At 61.0% G+C, this 16291-nt stretch carries 11 protein-coding genes, 1 tRNA gene and 2 pseudogenes; 5 read left to right on the top strand and 9 right to left on the bottom strand.

What is annotated here, in order from left to right:
- Window positions 1-90 precede the first annotated feature (90 nt).
- Complete coding sequence (locus tag LPW29_RS07740) at window positions 91-387, bottom strand: hypothetical protein (RefSeq protein ID WP_238627533.1); 297 nt, start codon at window positions 385-387, stop codon at window positions 91-93.
- 191 nt (window positions 388-578) lie between these two features.
- Between LPW29_RS07740 and LPW29_RS07735 the strand changes: the two are divergent.
- A pseudogene (locus tag LPW29_RS07735) lies at window positions 579-758 on the top strand (restriction endonuclease subunit S); the annotation flags it as partial.
- A gap of 174 nt (window positions 759-932) precedes the next feature.
- Window positions 933-2687 (top strand): annotated as a pseudogene (locus tag LPW29_RS07730) (type I restriction endonuclease); the annotation flags it as partial.
- Here the strand turns inward: LPW29_RS07730 and LPW29_RS15750 are convergent.
- The 4 genes from LPW29_RS15750 to glgB form a co-directional block, all read right to left on the bottom strand.
- Window positions 2620-3144, bottom strand: a complete 525-nt coding sequence (locus LPW29_RS15750; RefSeq protein WP_443112351.1) for a tyrosine-type recombinase/integrase — start codon at window positions 3142-3144, stop codon at window positions 2620-2622. The pseudogene LPW29_RS07730 and the gene LPW29_RS15750 sit on opposite strands and share 68 nt — an antisense overlap.
- Complete coding sequence (locus tag LPW29_RS15745; RefSeq protein ID WP_238627534.1) at window positions 3053-3463, bottom strand: tyrosine-type recombinase/integrase; 411 nt, start codon at window positions 3461-3463, stop codon at window positions 3053-3055. The genes LPW29_RS15750 and LPW29_RS15745 overlap by 92 nt, the downstream gene beginning before the upstream one ends.
- A 30-nt stretch (window positions 3464-3493) precedes the next feature.
- Window positions 3494-3569: transfer RNA gene (locus LPW29_RS07720), tRNA-Ala, on the bottom strand.
- Window positions 3570-3621: 52 nt separating this feature from the next.
- Window positions 3622-5799 (bottom strand): 1,4-alpha-glucan branching protein GlgB, encoded by a 2178-nt coding sequence (glgB, locus tag LPW29_RS07715; RefSeq protein ID WP_238627532.1) that lies wholly within the window; start codon window positions 5797-5799, stop codon window positions 3622-3624.
- Between the two features lie 191 nt (window positions 5800-5990).
- Between glgB and glgC the strand changes: the two genes are divergently transcribed.
- From glgC to malQ, 3 genes are read left to right on the top strand one after another with little or no spacing between them, the layout of a single operon-like run.
- Complete coding sequence (gene glgC / locus LPW29_RS07710; RefSeq protein WP_238627531.1) at window positions 5991-7256, top strand: glucose-1-phosphate adenylyltransferase; 1266 nt, start codon at window positions 5991-5993, stop codon at window positions 7254-7256.
- Entirely contained in the window at window positions 7246-8991 is a 1746-nt protein-coding gene (locus LPW29_RS07705) for a glycoside hydrolase family 57 protein (RefSeq protein WP_238627530.1), read from the top strand. The genes glgC and LPW29_RS07705 overlap by 11 nt, the downstream gene beginning before the upstream one ends.
- Window positions 8992-9035: 44 nt before the next feature.
- Window positions 9036-10529, top strand: a complete 1494-nt coding sequence (malQ, locus tag LPW29_RS07700) for a 4-alpha-glucanotransferase (RefSeq protein ID WP_238627529.1) — start codon at window positions 9036-9038, stop codon at window positions 10527-10529.
- Window positions 10530-10531: 2 nt separating this feature from the next.
- Here malQ and LPW29_RS07695 read toward each other — a convergent pair whose 3' ends face one another.
- From LPW29_RS07695 to puhE, 4 genes are all read right to left on the bottom strand, one after another.
- Window positions 10532-12844 (bottom strand): putative bifunctional diguanylate cyclase/phosphodiesterase, encoded by a 2313-nt coding sequence (locus LPW29_RS07695; RefSeq protein ID WP_238627528.1) that lies wholly within the window; start codon window positions 12842-12844, stop codon window positions 10532-10534.
- Between the two features lie 169 nt (window positions 12845-13013).
- A complete protein-coding gene (locus tag LPW29_RS07690) occupies window positions 13014-14579 on the bottom strand; it encodes a mucoidy inhibitor MuiA family protein (protein WP_238627527.1) in 1566 nt (521 codons plus the stop codon).
- A 32-nt stretch (window positions 14580-14611) separates the two neighbouring features.
- The gene (gene bchJ / locus LPW29_RS07685) at window positions 14612-15214 is read right to left on the bottom strand and encodes a bacteriochlorophyll 4-vinyl reductase (protein WP_090250340.1); all 603 of its coding nucleotides are present in this window, start codon (window positions 15212-15214) and stop codon (window positions 14612-14614) included.
- Between the two features lie 18 nt (window positions 15215-15232).
- Window positions 15233-16090 carry a putative photosynthetic complex assembly protein PuhE gene (gene puhE, locus LPW29_RS07680; protein WP_238627526.1) on the bottom strand — a complete coding sequence of 286 codons (858 nt, stop codon included), beginning with the start codon at window positions 16088-16090 and terminating at the stop codon, window positions 15233-15235.
- Window positions 16091-16291: the final 201 nt, after the last annotated feature.

Here is a 16291-nt window from a genome sequence, read left to right as displayed (position 1 = left end):
CTTTCCGAAATATCCTGAGTACAAGGATTCTGGTGTGGAATGGCTGGGGGAGGTGCCGGAGCATTGGGTGGTCGGGCCCTTGTCGGGCCCTTACGGTGGTATGCGACCACCCAGGGCGGGGTGGCCAAGGGGAAAACCTTCTCCGACGATACACCCACTATTGACCTGCCATATCTGCGAGTTGCCAATGTTCAGGACGGGCATGTTGATCTTTCGTCGGTCAATACTGTGACCGTTGCGTTGTCCGAGGTTGACCGCTATCGCCTTCAGCCCGGCGATGTATTGATGAACGAAGGCGGCGATAACGACAAGCTTGGTCGTGGGACTGTCTGGCAGGGGGAGATTGCTGACTGTCTTCACCAGAACCATGTTTTGCCATTCGGCCAAACCAGTACTTGCTGCCCTACTGGCTGTCCATGTCCACTCGCTCCGGTGCAGCCCGATCCTACTTCTATCTGTACTCCAAGCAGAGCACTAACCTGGCCTCAATTTCCTCCAGCAACGTGATGTCTTGTCCGTTGCCCCTTCCTCCGACAGAAGAACAACTTCAAGTATTGAGCTTCCTCGACCACGAAACCGCCCGCATCGACGCCTTGGTAAAGGAGGCTGAATCCGTCATCAATCTCCTACAAGAACGCCGCTCCGCCCTCATTTCCGCCGCCGTCACCGGCAAGATCGACGTGCGTGGCTGGCGGCCACACGAGGGTGCAGCCACCGCACCTTCCAAGACGTTACTTGCCCAGGAGGCGCAGGCGTGACCCAACTCCCACCCGATACTCAGGAAATGCTCGACAGCCTTCGGTCGGCGGTCGCGGAGGCGCTGGAACGCAAGCGACGGCTTGGACAGTATGCCGTGTTCTGGGAAGACGGAAAGCCTGTTCTGGTCGGCGAGGATGCTCCGCCGTATCCTGAACCCGATGACCGAGGATGACATGGCCGACAGCCGGGAAACCCAGTTCCAGCAGGACATCATCAACGCCATGGAGTCGGGCGGCTGGAAAGTCGGCACCGCCAGCGGCTATGACCGGAGCTCGGCCCTCTACACCGAGGATCTGCTGGGGTATGTGCAGGACGCCTGGCCTGAACGCTGGGAGAAGTTCTGCAAGGCCAACCCCCAGGCGCCGGAGAAGGTGTTGGTGCAGAAGGTGGTCCGTGAACTGGAGCGGGCCGGCACCCTGGAGGTGCTGCGCCATGGCTTCAAGGTGCCGGGGGTCAAGTTCGACCTGTGCAGCTTTCAGCCCGATCACGGCATGAACCCGGATTCCCTGGCCCGCTATCGGGCCAACCGCCTGCGGGTGGTGCCGGAGGTGTCCTATTCGCCCCATGCCCGCGAGAAGGGGCAGGGGAGTGAGGGCTACAACCCGCGTCTGGACCTGGTGCTGTTCGTCAACGGCATCCCCACGGCCACGCTGGAACTCAAGAGCCAGTTCAAGCAGACGGTGGAGAACGCCAAGCGCCAGTATCGCCATGACCGGCCAGTCAAAGACCCGATCACCCGCAAGCCGGAACCCTTGCTCACCTTCAAGCGCGGCGCCCTGGTCCATTTTGCTGTGAGCCAGGCCGAGGTGGCCATGACCACCCGGCTGGCCGGGAAGGAGACCTTCTTCCTGCCCTTCAACCGGGGCACGGAGGAGGGCGGGGCAGGCAATCCGCCACCCGCCGATGCGCAAAGCTATGCCACCGCCTACCTGTGGGAAGATGTCTTCGCCCCGGAGGCCTGGCTGAAGATCATCGGCTGCTTCTTGCATCTGGAGCAGAAGACCGAGGAGGACTTCCACGGCCGCCGCCAGACCAAGGAGACGCTGATCTTCCCCCGCTACCATCAGTGGGAGGTGGTCAACCGACTGATCCAGGCCACCCGGACCGAGGGGCCGGGGCGGCGCTACCTGGTGCAGCACAGTGCCGGGTCGGGCAAGTCCAACTCCATCGCCTGGACCGCCCACCAGCTGGCCAATCTCTATGCGGAGGATGGCAGCACAAATCCGTCGGGAACGGACTTGGACAGCCGCAGGCTGGCCCGAAGGGCGGATTCCACGGATGGAGTCCGCAAGCTGTTCAACTCGGTGATCGTGGTCACCGACCGCACGGTGCTCGACAGTCAGCTACAGGAGACCATCTACCAGTTCGAGCATGCCCACGGCGTGGTCTGCCCCATCACCCGCGACATCGGCAGCCAGAGCAAGTCGGAGCAGCTGGCCGAGGCCCTGGCCAACCACACCCGCATCATCATCGTCACCCTGCAGACCTTTCCCGCCCTGTTCGATGCCCTGGACAAGCGCCCCAAGCTGGCCCAGGGCCATTATGCAGTGATCGCCGACGAGGCCCATTCCTCCCACCAGACCGGCAGTTCCGCCAGCAAGCTCAAAGCCCTGTTGGCGGCGGCGGGAGAAGCGGTGGATGACGATGAAGGCGAGATCAGCGCGGAGGCCATGCTGGATGCCGCCGTGGCGGCGCGTCGGCCCAGTGAGCGCATCAGCTATTACGCCTTCACCGCCACCCCCAAGGCCAGGACCCTGGAGCTGTTCGGCCGCCCGCCGGACCCGGATAGCCCCCCGGGGACGGACAACCTGCCCGAGCCCTTTCACCTGTACTCCATGCGCCAGGCCATCGAGGAGGGGTTCATCCTGGATGTGCTGCGCAACTATGTGACCTACAGCACCGCCTGGAAACTGGCCCATCCCGATGGGGGGATCCGGCGGCAGGCGATTGTGAAGCGTATGGGGCGGGGTGGATCACGATACCGGGGGTCTTGGTGACAGTGTAGCGCCACTCCGCAGTTTCAAGATCAAAGTCCATCCACTCCGCTTTGCGAAGTTCCCCTGGACGCACGAATACCAGAGGGGCGAGATGCAGGGCACTGCGAACAATGAGGCTACCTTGATATCCTTCAATAGCCCGAAGCACGGCGGCGCATTGCTCTGGCTCGGTGACAGCTGCGAAGTGCCGACTTCTGACAGGTGGCAAAGCACCACGCAGATCACCACAGGGATCTCGATCTGCACGCCTGGTAGCAACGGCATAGCGAAACACTTGACTACAGCACCCCAGGACTCTATGCGCTGTTTCCAGTGCACCCCTTTGCTCTATGCGCTGGATCACCTGAAGAATCTGTGGAGCGGCGAGGTCGGCGATTGGATTTGCCACCGAGCCAGGGAAATACGTTGAATTCCAGTCTGCGGATGACCGTGTCGGCGTGCTTTTCCGTCCATGATGGCTTGTACTTGGCATGCCATTCCCGGGCTATCACCTCAAGGCTGTTAGCGACCTTGCCCTGTTTGGGGCTCTTCTGTGCCCGCCGGTGTTCGCTGGGGTCGACACCGTTAGCCAGTTGCTTGCGGGCCTCGTCGCGACGCTCACGAGCGACTTTCAAGGAAATATCGGGGTAGACGCCGAGGGAAAGCCGCTTCTCTTTGCCCCCATAACGATACTTGAACCGCCACCACTTGCCCCCGGACGGGGAGATTTCCAGATAAAGTCCCGTCTGGAAGTGTGCTGGTGGAGCGGATGGGAGTCGAACCCACGACCTCAGCAGTGCGATTGCTGCGCTCTCCCAACTGAGCTACCGCCCCATGTGCGCTGAGTATAAGTCAGCGCAGGCCTTGTTTGCCAGGGGGGCGGTGCTCAGGTGGAAATGGGTTTGAGCAGGATGCCTGCCAGCGGCGGCAGGGTGAGCACCACGGAGTAGGGGCGGCCCATCCAGGGCAGGTCTTCGGCCTCTACTTCCAGGTTGCCTAGATTGCTGCCGCCGTAAAAGTGGGAATCAGAGTTGAAGATTTCCCGGTAACGGCCTGGGGCTGGCACGCCAATGCGGTAACCCTCCCGGGGCGCAGGGGTGAAGTTCAGGGCCGTGAGGATGAAATCGTCCTTCTCTTTCCTCTTGCGGATGAAGCTGAGTACCGACTGGGCGGCATCGTGGCAGTCGATCCATTCAAAGCCCTGCCATTCGAAATCGAAGTGATGCAGCGCCCCCTCCCGGGCGTAGAGGGCATTGAGATCGGCCACCAGTTGCTTCACGCCACTGTGGAAGGGGAATTGCAGCAGATACCACTCCAGTTCCCGGGCGTCGTCCCACTCATTGCCCTGACCGTATTCGCAGCCCATGAACAGCAATTTCTTCCCTGGGTAGGACCACATCAGGGTGTATAACAGGCGCAGGTTGGCAAAGCGTTGCCATTCATCTCCCGGCATGCGGTAGAGCAGCGAGCGCTTGCCGTGCACGACTTCGTCGTGGGAGAAGGGCAGTACGAAATTTTCGGTAAAGGCGTAGAGCAGGCCAAAGGTGAGTTGGTCGTGGTGGTAATGGCGGTGAATGGGGTCCTTCTTGAAGTACTCCAGGGTGTCGTTCATCCACCCCATGTTCCACTTGAGTGAGAAACCCAGCCCCCCGAGCCAGGTGGGACGCGTGACCTGGGGCCAGGAGGTGGATTCCTCGGCCATGATCAGGGCGCCGGGGTGATTACCCTGCACGCTACTGTTGAGATCCCGCAGGAATTCGATGGCGTCCAGGTTCTCCTGGCCCCCGAACTTGTTGGGAACCCATTCGCCCTCTTCACGGGAATAGTTCAGGTAGAGCATGGAGGCCACGGCATCCACCCGCAGGCCATCGATGTGGAATTCCTCCACCCAGTACATGGCGCTGGAGACGAGGAAGTTACGCACCTCGTTGCGCCCATAGTTGAAGATCAGCGTGCCCCAGTCACGGTGTTCGCCCATGCGGGGGTCTTCATGCTCGTACAGGGCGCTGCCATCGAACCGGGCCAGGGCGTGCGCGTCCTTGGGGAAATGTCCCGGTGCCCAGTCCAGTAGTACCCCAACGCCATTTTCGTGACAGTGGTTGACGAAATCCCGGAAGTCGTCGGGGCTCCCAAAACGGCTGGTGGGGGCATAATAGCCAGTGGTCTGATAGCCCCAGGAGCCGTCGAAGGGGTGTTCGGTGATTGGCAGCAATTCGATGTGGGTGAAGCCCATCTCCTTCACATAGGGGACCAGCGAGCGGGCCAGCTCTCGGTAGTTGAGGAACTCTCCATCGCTGCCAAGACGCCAGGAGCCCAGGTGCACCTCGTAGATGGACATGGGGCGGTGCAGCCAGGCATCACCGGCACGCTGTTGCAGCCAGGCCTCGTCGGACCAGGGGAAGGGCTCTGGATCGTGGACCAAGGCGGCGGTTTGCGGTCGCAACTCGAAACGCTGGCCATAGGGGTCGGTCTTGACCAGGGTGGCCCCGGTGTCCCGGTTGCGGATTTCGTACTTGTACAGTGCCCCGGGCTCCAGACCAGGCAGGAAGAACTCCCACACTCCGCTGCCGCCGCGCACTCGCATGGCGTGGCAACGGCCATCCCAGCGATTGAAGTCGCCCACCACGGAAACCCGTTCGGCAGAAGGGGCCCATACGGCAAAGCGTACCCCCTGGATGCCATCCACCTCATGGGCATGGGCGCCCAGGAAGCGATAGGCATGCCAGTGCCGGCCTTCGTTGAACAGATGGATGTCAAAATCCGATACTACGGGGCCAAAGCTGTAGGGATCGTGGTCGATGTGTTCCCGGCCGTGGCCGTCGTCCCAGCGGAGGCGATAATGCTCAGGCAGGGCGTCCAGGGGACCGCGCCATTCGAAGATGCCTCGGTCATGGACCTTTTCCATGGGCTCGTCCAGGTCGTCGAGCCAGGCCTGGGCAGCGTAGGGCAGGTAGGCACGAACCACCCGTTGTTCCTGTTCCACATGGCTGCCCAGCAGACTGAACGGGTCATGATGTCTGGCGTCCAGGATGCGTTGAAGGTCTTCACGGTTGGTTTCACGCATGTGGGTTCCCGTCCTGGTTCGGCGGTTGGGCCTGCCTTGATGTGGCGGCCGGAAAGTGTAATAGAATCGAAATGATCGCGTACCATGATGGCAGGGAACGCGATGTGCCGGTCGGATGCGACCCTGCGAAAAAAACCTTAACATGCTCCAGGGGCCAAGTCCTCCACACACCCGGGTCAGAGAAGGCAGGTATGAAACCACAATCCCAACGCTTCGTCAGCCGCATCACCCGAGATACCCTGGCACTCATACTGGCTGGCGGGCGTGGCTCCCGCCTCAAGCAGTTGACTCAATGGCGGGCTAAGCCCGCGGTGCCCTTTGGGGGCAAGTTCCGGATCATCGATTTTCCGCTCTCCAACTGCATCAATTCGGGTATTCGCCAGGTGGGTGTGATCACCCAGTACAAGGCGCATTCCTTGATTCAGCATGTGCAGCGGGGCTGGAGCTTCCTGCGCGGTGAATTTGGTGAGTTCATTGAGCTGTGGCCGGCGCAACAGCGCATCGAGACTTCCTGGTACAAGGGTACGGCCGATGCGGTGTTTCAGAATCTGGACATCATCCGTGACCACGACCCCAGCTATGTACTCATCCTGGCAGGGGATCATATCTACAAGATGGACTATGGTGACATGATCGCCTACCACGTGGAGTCTGGCGCCGATATGACCGTGGGTTGCCTGGAGGTGGACCTGGACATGGCGCGCGGGTTTGGCGTGATGGGGGTGGATGCGGATGGCCGGGTGGAACGTTTCGACGAGAAGCCCGAGCATCCTCAGCCGTTACCAGGCAAGACGGACAAGGCCCTGGCCTCCATGGGCATCTACGTGTTCAACAAGGACTTTCTCTTCCAGCAACTGGTGGCGGATGCCGACACCCCCGGTTCGAGCCATGATTTTGGCAAGGACATCATCCCCAAGGTGCTCCAGTCCTGCCGGGTAATGGCCTATCCCTTCCGTGATGTACAGACCGGCACCCAGGCTTACTGGCGTGACGTGGGGACCATCGACTCCTATTGGAAGTCCAATCTGGAACTGATCGGGGTGACACCGGAACTGAATCTCTACGATATGGACTGGCCCATCTGGACCTATCAGGAACAACTTCCGCCAGCCAAGTTCGTGTTTGACGATGACGATCGACGCGGCATGGCTGTGGATTCCATGGTGTCCGGTGGTTGCATCATCTCTGGATCGCTGGTACGCCATTCACTGCTATTCTCCAACGTGACGGTGAACTCCTATGCTCAGGTGACCGATTCGGTCATCCTTCCGGATGTGGATGTCGGTCGTAATTGCGTGGTTCACAAGGCGGTCATCGACAAGGGTTGCCGGATTCCGGAAGGAATGGTGATCGGCAGGGATCGAGAGCAGGATGCCAAACGGTTTTATGTCTCCGATGGAGGAGTGACGGTGGTTACGCCCGACATGCTCGGCAACATGCCTCATCATGGCGTTTGATCCTACGAACGCGGTGCACCCGCCATTGAAGGTGGTGCTGTGCTGGCACATGCACCAGCCTCAGTACCTGGATGCCCATTCCGGCGAATATGCACTGCCCTGGACGTATCTGCACGCCATTAAGGACTACGTGGATATGGCGGCGCACCTGGAAGCAGAACCGGGTGCCCGGGCGGTGGTGAACTTTGCTCCTGTCCTGCTGGATCAGATCGAGGACTATGCCCGCCAGGTGAGTGCCTTCCTCAAGGGAGAGGGCCAGATCCATGACCCGGTCCTGGCACTGCTGGTGGCCGAACGGCCACCCGGTGACGCCTCCCAACGACTGAACCTGGCAGAGGCCTGTACCCGCGCCAATCGTCAGCGTCTGATTGAACCCTTTGGCCCCTACCGGCTGCTGGCAGACATGGTCACCTGGCTCAAGCAGCATCCCGATTATGTGTCCTATCAGGGGGATCACTTCTTTTTCGATCTCGTGACCTGGTATCACCTGGTCTGGCTGGGTGAGACAGTGCGCCGTACCGATCCTCGCATCCAGCCACTGATGAAGCAGGGCCGGGATTTCACCCTGGCGCAACGCCGGCAACTCCTGGAGGTGATCGAGGAATTGCTTGGTGGCCTGCTGGGGCGTTACCGGCGCCTGGCGGAGTCCGGGCGGGTGGAGCTCTCCTTTACCCCTTATGCCCACCCCATCATGCCGCTGATGCTGGATATGGAATCGGCCCACGAGGCGGCGCCACAGGCAGAATTGCCGCAAAGTGGCCAGTATCCGGACGGTCGAGCCCGGGTGCAGTGGCATCTGCAACGGGGACTGGATAGCTTCGAAAGACACTTTGGCCGACGGCCAGCTGGCTGCTGGCCGTCGGAAGGCAGTGTCAGCGATGCCACTTTGACCCTGCTGGACGAGGCGGGTATCCGCTGGTCCGCTTCCGGAGAGGGTGTACTCACCCATTCCCTCAAGCAGGCCTGGGAAGAGGACCTGCCTGACGATCGCCACTGGCTATACCAGCCGTATCGTTTTCAGGATCGCGAACTGTCCTTATTCTTCCGTGACGATGGGTTGTCCGATTCCATTGGCTTTCGCTATACCGACTGGCATGGCGACGATGCGGTGGGGGATTTTGTCCACCATCTGGAAGAGATCGGTCAGCGCTGGAATCGCGATTCCAGCAACCAGGGACGCGGCGCCCTGGTCACTGTGATCCTGGATGGTGAGAATGCCTGGGAATATTATCCTGCCAATGGTTATTATTTCCTCTCGGCTCTTTACCGCCGCCTGGCAGCTCACACAGACATCGAACTTGCCACATTCAGTGATTGTCTTAATGCCAGACCACAGCGGGCGCTGGAACACGTGGTGGCGGGAAGCTGGGTGTACGGCAACTTTGATACCTGGGTGGGCTCCCGGGACAAGAATCGGGGCTGGGAGATGCTCATCCAGGCCAAGCAGGTTTTTGATGAGGTGATGTCCCAAGGGCAGCTGACGGCGGCGCAGGCAGAAGCGGCCACGTTGCAACTGGCTGTGTGCGAAGGCTCGGACTGGTGCTGGTGGTTTGGTGACTACAACCCGTCAGGGACCGTGAGCCTGTTTGAGCGCTTGTACCGCCAACACCTGGTCCACCTCTACCGTTTGCTGGGAAAGACCCCGCCAGAGGAACTGTCGCATGTACTCAGTCGGGGGAGCGGGGAGCCCGCTGCCGGGGGAGTCATGCGGCAGGGACAAAAATCGGACGGGTAAGCTCGCCAAAGAGCCCGGAATTCCATGCATAGGACGGAGGAACTGTGTCCCAACACAGCGCCCAAGTACGATCCACCCTGGACCGGCGCCGCGCCGGTATCCTGCTCCATCCCACCTCCCTGCCCGGACCCGGTCAGCAGGGTGCGTTGGGGGCACAAGCCCACCGTTTCGTGGATTTCCTGGTTTCTGCCGGGATCAGCGTCTGGCAGGTATTGCCCTTGAACCAGCCCCATGGGGGCGGTTCACCCTACCAATGCATGTCGGTGCATGCCGGCAGCACTCAGTTGATTTGCCTGAATGATTTGCAGGCGCGTGGTTGGCTTTCTGATGGCTCTCTGCTGGATGAGCAGGGCATGTTGGACCCCTTTGACTCTCAAGCCCTGCGTCAGGCCCGCGAGGGGTTTATGGCCTCGGCAGATCGTGACGATCAGCGTGCCCTGGAGGACTTCAAGGCGCGCCATGCCTTCTGGCTGGAGGATTATGTCCTGTATCTGGCTCTCAAGCGGGAGCAGGATCGAGCCCCGTGGTGGGAATGGGATCCAGAGCTGCGGGACCGGGATTCAGAGGCCATGGAGGCGGCCCGCCAACGCCTGGCGGACACGCTGGCGCAGTATCGTTTCGAGCAGTTCCTGTTCTATCTGCAGTGGGCGGCGGTCAAGCAACACGCCAACCACCGGGGTATTCTGCTGTTTGGGGACATGCCCATTTTTGTGGCTCATGATAGTGCCGATGTCTGGGCGCATCGTGAACTTTTCGATCTGGATGAGCGGGGGCGACCGATGCATGTGGCGGGCGTGCCGCCGGATTATTTCTCTACCACGGGGCAGCGCTGGGGCAATCCCCATTACGATTGGGAGCGCATGCAGGAGAGCGGGTTTGCCTGGTGGATCGAGCGCATCGGTGCCGCCCTGGAGATGGTGGACCTGATCCGAATCGATCACTTCCGGGGCTTCGAGGCCTACTGGTCCATCCCGGTGGAGGACGACACGGCCATCAACGGGCATTGGACTTTGGCACCGGGTCAGGCCCTGTTTCAGCGGCTGCGGGAGCATTTTGGCACCTTGCCTCTGGTGGCCGAGGACCTGGGAGTGATCACCGATGAGGTGGAGGCCCTGCGGGACGATAATGGTCTGCCGGGGATGAAGATCCTGCAGTTCGCCTTCGAGGGGGGCGCCAGTAATCCCTACCTGCCGCATCGGCACGTGGCGAATGCGGTGGTCTATACCGGCACGCATGATAATGACACGACCCTGGGATGGTTCGAGTCCTGCGGTGAAAGCTTGCAACACCACGTTCTGGACTATCTGGGACACCCGTCAGAACCCATGCCATGGCCGCTGATTCGCAGCGCCCTGGGCTCGGTGGCGCGCCTGGCGGTGATTCCCATGCAGGATGCCCTGGTGCTGGACGGCACGCACCGCATGAATGTGCCCGGGACCACCTCGAACAATTGGTCATGGCGTTTTCAGTGGGATGAAGTGCCCGGGGAACTGGCTTCCGACCTGCGTCACCTGATGGCGTTGTACGGTCGGGAATAGGCTTAGCCTGTCCCAATCACAGAGGGAGCCGGATGGTGTTGAGGCCAAATCGCACCGATCTGGAGTAGGGGTTCCATTTCCACGGGAGGTAATGGCTGGCTGAACAGGAATCCCTGGCCCATGTGGCAGCCATTTTCCAGAAGGAATGTCTGTTGGGCTGGGTGTTCCACGCCCTCGGCAATCACACCCAGGTCCAGGTTGTGACCCAGGCCTATCATCGCTTTGACAATGGTTGCGCCCGGCCGTCGCGAGTCGGACTCCCGGTTGAGTTGAGCCACAAAGGAGCGATCGATCTTGAGACCTTGGACTGGAAGATTGCTCAGGTAGCTCATGGAGGCATAGCCAGTGCCGAAATCGTCGATGGAGAGCGAGAAACCCGCTTCCCACAGTTGTGTGAGGATGGTGATGGCCTCGCCCATGGAGCGCATGGCCGTGCTTTCCGTGATCTCGAATTCCAGCATGTCGGGGGGGATGTCGGCGGCACGGACCATGTTGGCGATGTTGCGTGCCAGGTTCTTCTTGTACAACTCCTGAGTAGAAAGGTTGATGGCGACCGGCACGGTGGCGAGTCCCGCCCTTTGCCACTGATGGATCTGCTCGCAGACCTTCTCCAGTACCACGGGACCGATGCCCAGGATCAGGCCCGTGCTCTCGGCAACGGGGATGAATCGGCCCGGCGGGATCAGGCCAAACTCGGGATGATTCCATCGCACCAGGGCCTCCAGGCTCAGGATGCGACCCGAACCCATGTGGACCCGAGGCTGGTAGAACACCACCAGTTCGTTGCGTTCCAGGCCCTGGCGTAGATCCTGTTCCAGACGGAAACGTTCTTCCAGTTGCTTGTTCAGCGAGGTGGTGTAAAAGCGGTATCCACCCTTTTCGCCATCGGCTTTGGCCCGGTGCAGGGCCGTATCGGCGCGGCGCAGAAGTTCGTCCGTGTTGTCGGCATCCTCGGGATAGAGGGCGATCCCGGTGCTGGCCGTCGCCACCAGATTGTGGTCGTCAATGCTAAAGGGCTCTTCCAGCACACCATGGATGCGCTCGGCCACCGCCAGCGCGTCCTGGTGACTGCTGATTTGCCCGCAGAGGATGACGAAATTATCTCCTCCCAGGCGAGCCAGGCTGTCTTCCTCACGCAGCAGCCCGCGCAGGCGCTGGGCCACGCCGCACAGGAGTTGATCCCCTGCCGCGTGGCCCAGGGAGTCATTCACCAGTTTGAGACCGTCCACGTCAATGGCGAACAGGGCCATCATGTGTTCGTGGCGATGGGCAGATGCCATGGCCTGATCCACGCGCTCACGCATCAGGGCGCGGTTGGGTAACTCCGTCAGTGGATCATAGTGGGCCAGGAAGGTGAGCTGGGCCGACAGGGCCTTCTTGTCGCTGATATCCTCGGCCATCTTCACGAAATGGGTGATCCGGCCCTGGCTATCCCGCAGCGGCGTGATGGTGGCCTGCTCCCAATAGTGCTGGCCGTGTTTCTTGCGCACACACAGTTCACCCTCCCATGCGCGTCCTTGCTTGAGGGTCTGCCAGACCTCTTCCTGAGGGTCTTCATCCGGCTCCAGGCCATGGGCCTGGAGCCGGGCAATCGGTCGGCCCTGTACCTCGCCGGATGAGTAACCGGTGAGTGTGCAAAAACGGGTATTGACGTATTCGATCACGCCTGAGTGGTCGGTCATCACCACAATGCTGGGGCTCTGTTCGACGACCAGGGCGAGTTTCTGGAGTTGCTGGTTCGCCTGCAGCAGGTTGTCCTGTTGCTCGATGCGTTCGGTTTGATCCACCACGTTGCAGATATATTCGCTTCGCCTGCTGATGTGCTGATTTAGGTGGATGATCTTCAGGTCGGCGACCAGCGGTGAGCCATCACGGCTGCACAGCCTGACGCTGTGGCACTGGGACATGCCCTCATTGCGAGCCCGCTGCAGCGCGGAGCCCAGGAACAGGCGGTGTTCCGGAATGGCCATGTGGGAGAATAGCTTGTGATTCAGGGCCAGCAGGCGGTGGGCGGCGGCGTTGCCATCCTGGATGAACCCTTGTTCATCGATGCACAGAACAGGGATGGGCAATTCCTGGTACAGGCCGCTAAAACGGGTGAGCGTCGCCTCGGTGGTTTGCTGACTGTCCTGAAGTGCCTCCTGCTGGATCTTCAACTCCGCATGGTAGATGTGGAGCTGCTCGAGAAGGGATTCCAGATCCAGATCCCCCTCATCCAGCGCGGCCAGGGTGTGCTCGAAGCTGTGATCCCGAAGGATCTGCCGGGCCCTTTCGCGCAGGTGTTGTGGGTCGGTGTGAGGTTTCTTGGTGGACATTCAATGACTGCCAATGCCCCGCATGCGGACACTGTGGGATACCCGTGGCATCTGGGCCAGAAAGACACGGGCCGATGGGCCCGACGTTGTGTGCGGGTCTTCCCGACCAGCGGGTGTCGATTCTAGCAGGAGTGCGTCAAGAAGGCCCATACCGTGAGGGGTTTAACGGTCAACGCAGGCCCCAGGGGGTCTCCATGTCTTCGGGCCACGTCACTGTGTAAGAGAACCGCAGGGTCATCTCTTCGCCTGCTGCAACGGTGCGATGCCAGGCCAGAAGGCCGCGATCTTCATTCATGTCCCGTTCGGAGGGTTCACTGACGTCATCGGCCAGGGTGACCGTGATGCGCTCGTCGCGGGAGACCGGTAACCGGTCCAGAACGGTGACATCCAACTCGCGGTCGTGGCTATTGTGAACGGTCATCAAATGGCTGCGCTGAAGCGTATTGTGGCGTCTCAGGCGGCCTTCCTGGCCCTGTTCGTCACGCTCCAGCTGGACCTGGATGCCAACGCGTTCGTCCACGCCAAAGGCCATTTCCAGCGCGCTGTTCGGACGCAGGCGCGGGAGTTGATGCTGGCCTACAAGGGTGCCGTCCTGGAAGAGGGTGAGTGGCCCCGGCAGGAGCGGCACATCGCCCGTGAATTCGCTTTCGGCGAACAGATAGGCACGAGGTGTCATTCGGGGTACGGCACGTACCGAAAGCCGAGTTTCCATGACTTCCTCACCCAGATTGTGGCGATGGGCCTGGTGATCCGAGGCAATGCTCACCCGGCCTGGTACCCGATAACGGACGGTGAAGGCCGTACCTTCGCTTTGCGCCATGTCGGGCTCGGCTGCCAGGGCCACTTCCGGCATGGACCTGGAGAGCCGAGTTGAGGTGGGGACAGGCTGCGGCACATCCAGGTAGCGAGGAGGTGGCTCCGGCAGGTGCCCCCCGAGTCGAGGCTGGGCCGTGGATAGGTACAAGGGGATGTCCGACCAGTCCTGTCCTGTGTTCTGGCGCACTTCGGCGCGCTGGATCAAGTGCAGTTGCCGGGTGTTGGTGTCCAGGCGGGCCTCATAAAGCGGGGTCCAGCGGGCATCGGGTACGGTGTATTCCAGGGTCACGGTGGCATGGGCCACCTTGGGGCTGTGATAGTGAATATGGGCCTGAAGGCTGTCGCGCTGGCCACTTTGCAGTTGCCCAAGCTCGCGGCGCACCCGTTCGATATCGGCCTCCAGAATGCGCCGCGCCCGCTCCTGTTCATGGATCGCGTCAAGCACCCGAAGGGCCCCTTCACCCACTCGCTTCCAGGCCTGCGGCCATTCGCTGCTGTCCGGCAGGGCCTCCGGGTGTGTGCCCAGTTGCTCAATCAGGCGCATTTGCACCTGATGAGCGCGAATCCGGTCATCGATGGTCCGCGCCTCGTCTTCCAGTGCCTGGAGTTTCTCTGTCAGTGCCTGTTCTCGGGGGTGGGCCAGATCCCGTCCCGGGATCGTTCGGGTTTCCACGCCCCCCAGCCGCATGCCCTCCGGCCCATTGGCCCGCACGCGCAGCGTGTTCACGTCCAGCCGGACCGGCAGTCCGTCAATACTGACAACGCCTTCTCCCGCCTCCAGCCGCACTTCCTTTTCCATGATGATTCCGGCGCGGTCAGGGTAGACGGTCACCTGAGTGATCTGCCCGGCCTGGAGGGCGGGGGCGATGGCCAGGATGACCAGGGTGGTGAAGAACACAGCATGGCGGGTGCGAGTCATCAGTTTCGATTCCTGTCAGGCCGGAGTGGGATTTATTGCCAACGGACCTCGAACACGCAGTGGGTGGCACCCGTGGCGGCGCACTGGGTTTCCGTCACCTGGGTTCTGGGGTGAACCAATACCTGGAACAGGCGCTGGAAGGTGCCTGCATAGTAATCGCATACAGGGTGCGCGGACTGTGCCTCTCGACATAGGGGGCTGTTGGTGATGGTCAGTGTGAGGCTGGGTTGGTGATTGACCTGAAATTGACCGCTGCCGGCAAAGGTCCAGGCATTGCGCTCGATGGCCTTGAGCAGAATGCGGCTTGAGAGCCCGGCTGGAAGGGGTTTCAGTATGGACTGCACTGGCTTGGGAATGCGGTTGGCCAGGAGGTAGTCCCCGGTCAGCTGGCCTGCCTCCAGTGATACGGCGCTGGCCTGCTCTGCAGTGAGTTCTTCTCGCAAGGCGCGGTGCAATGCGGTCACGTCACGCTCGTCCACCATGGCGGTGGGTGGGTGTGCCAGATGCCCGGTGAGGCCGGCGGCTTCAAAGATGCGTGCCGTGACCTGCTCGTCGTGCTGGTGACGCAGAGCCTGGGCCATGCGGGTGATGGAGTTCGGCCCGATCCGGGCCGTGGTTTGATTCTGTTCAGTCATGGTGTGTGCAGTGTGCAATCAGTAACGGAGGCGGCTGGAACTGACAGTGAGCCCCGGTGTGGGAGAACGCTTGTCCGGGTCGTTCGCCGCCTTGGTGGTTGGGTAGATGGGCCTGAAATGGGCTTCCTCGGGCTGGCGTGAGCGCAGTGCCCAGTTCCAGAGGGCCTGGGAGGGCAGGGGAAGCACCAGAAACCAATGCTCCAGAATGGCCAGCACCATGAGTACCGCCAGGAATGTGGCCCCGGCCACTTGGTGCGTGGCAGCCATTGGATCCATGGCCATTTGCACGATCCAGACTGCCGCGATGGTGGAGGCAGTGACGGAGATCGGGAAGAGCAGGTTCATGGGTTTCTTGCGGAAATAACTTTCCAGGTAACGCAGGTGCTCGGGCAGCCACTCCTCATTGAGGTTGCGAACGCCCAGGAACACATTGAGCTTGGTGCTGGTACGCATCACCCACAGAATGAGGAAGGTGTATAGCCCCACCTTGTTGACGCCGCCCCATGTGACCAGGGCAATGGCCAAGGCGGCAATGATGAGGGCGAATTCATGGTAGAGAATTGCCTGAACCGCGTAGAGGAATCGTCCCCAGCCACGAGCCCCCTCAGGACATCGACTGCGTCGGGAGCCTGTGATGACGCCCATGAGGAAACTCATCTCCACCCAGCCCCAGAGAATGATGGCGCCCGTGAAGGCCACGTAGGCCCCATACAGCGTTTGTTGTTGAGCGGTCAGGGCGAGTGTGTAGAGTGCGATGCCCGCGAGTACCGAGGCCCCCAGCATGCTCCAGCGATAGGTCCGTCGTGGCAGACCGTCCAGATAGATGATGGCTCCGGTGCTGAACCACCAGAGAAACACCACATAAAGTATAGGCAAGCCGTATTGAATCACCGGCCCCTCACCGTGGACGGCTGATGGACACCCTCGCGGGCGCTGTGATGGAAAAAGGGGGCGGGCAAAGCAGTTGCCACGGTGCCGTTCATCGCTGCGTTCTCCTCATTTTCCCGGCACACACGGAACCCCGGGGAACTCGGTTCGACTGCGGCCTGAGTCGATGGACGAAACTGTACAGTCTTT

Origin of the sequence: Ectothiorhodospira sp. 9100, assembly GCF_022227565.1 — a bacterium.
Classification (GTDB): domain Bacteria; phylum Pseudomonadota; class Gammaproteobacteria; order Ectothiorhodospirales; family Ectothiorhodospiraceae; genus Ectothiorhodospira; species Ectothiorhodospira marina.
Note: the sequence above shows the minus strand (reverse complement) of the source record. Positions and strands in the feature narration are given on the sequence as shown.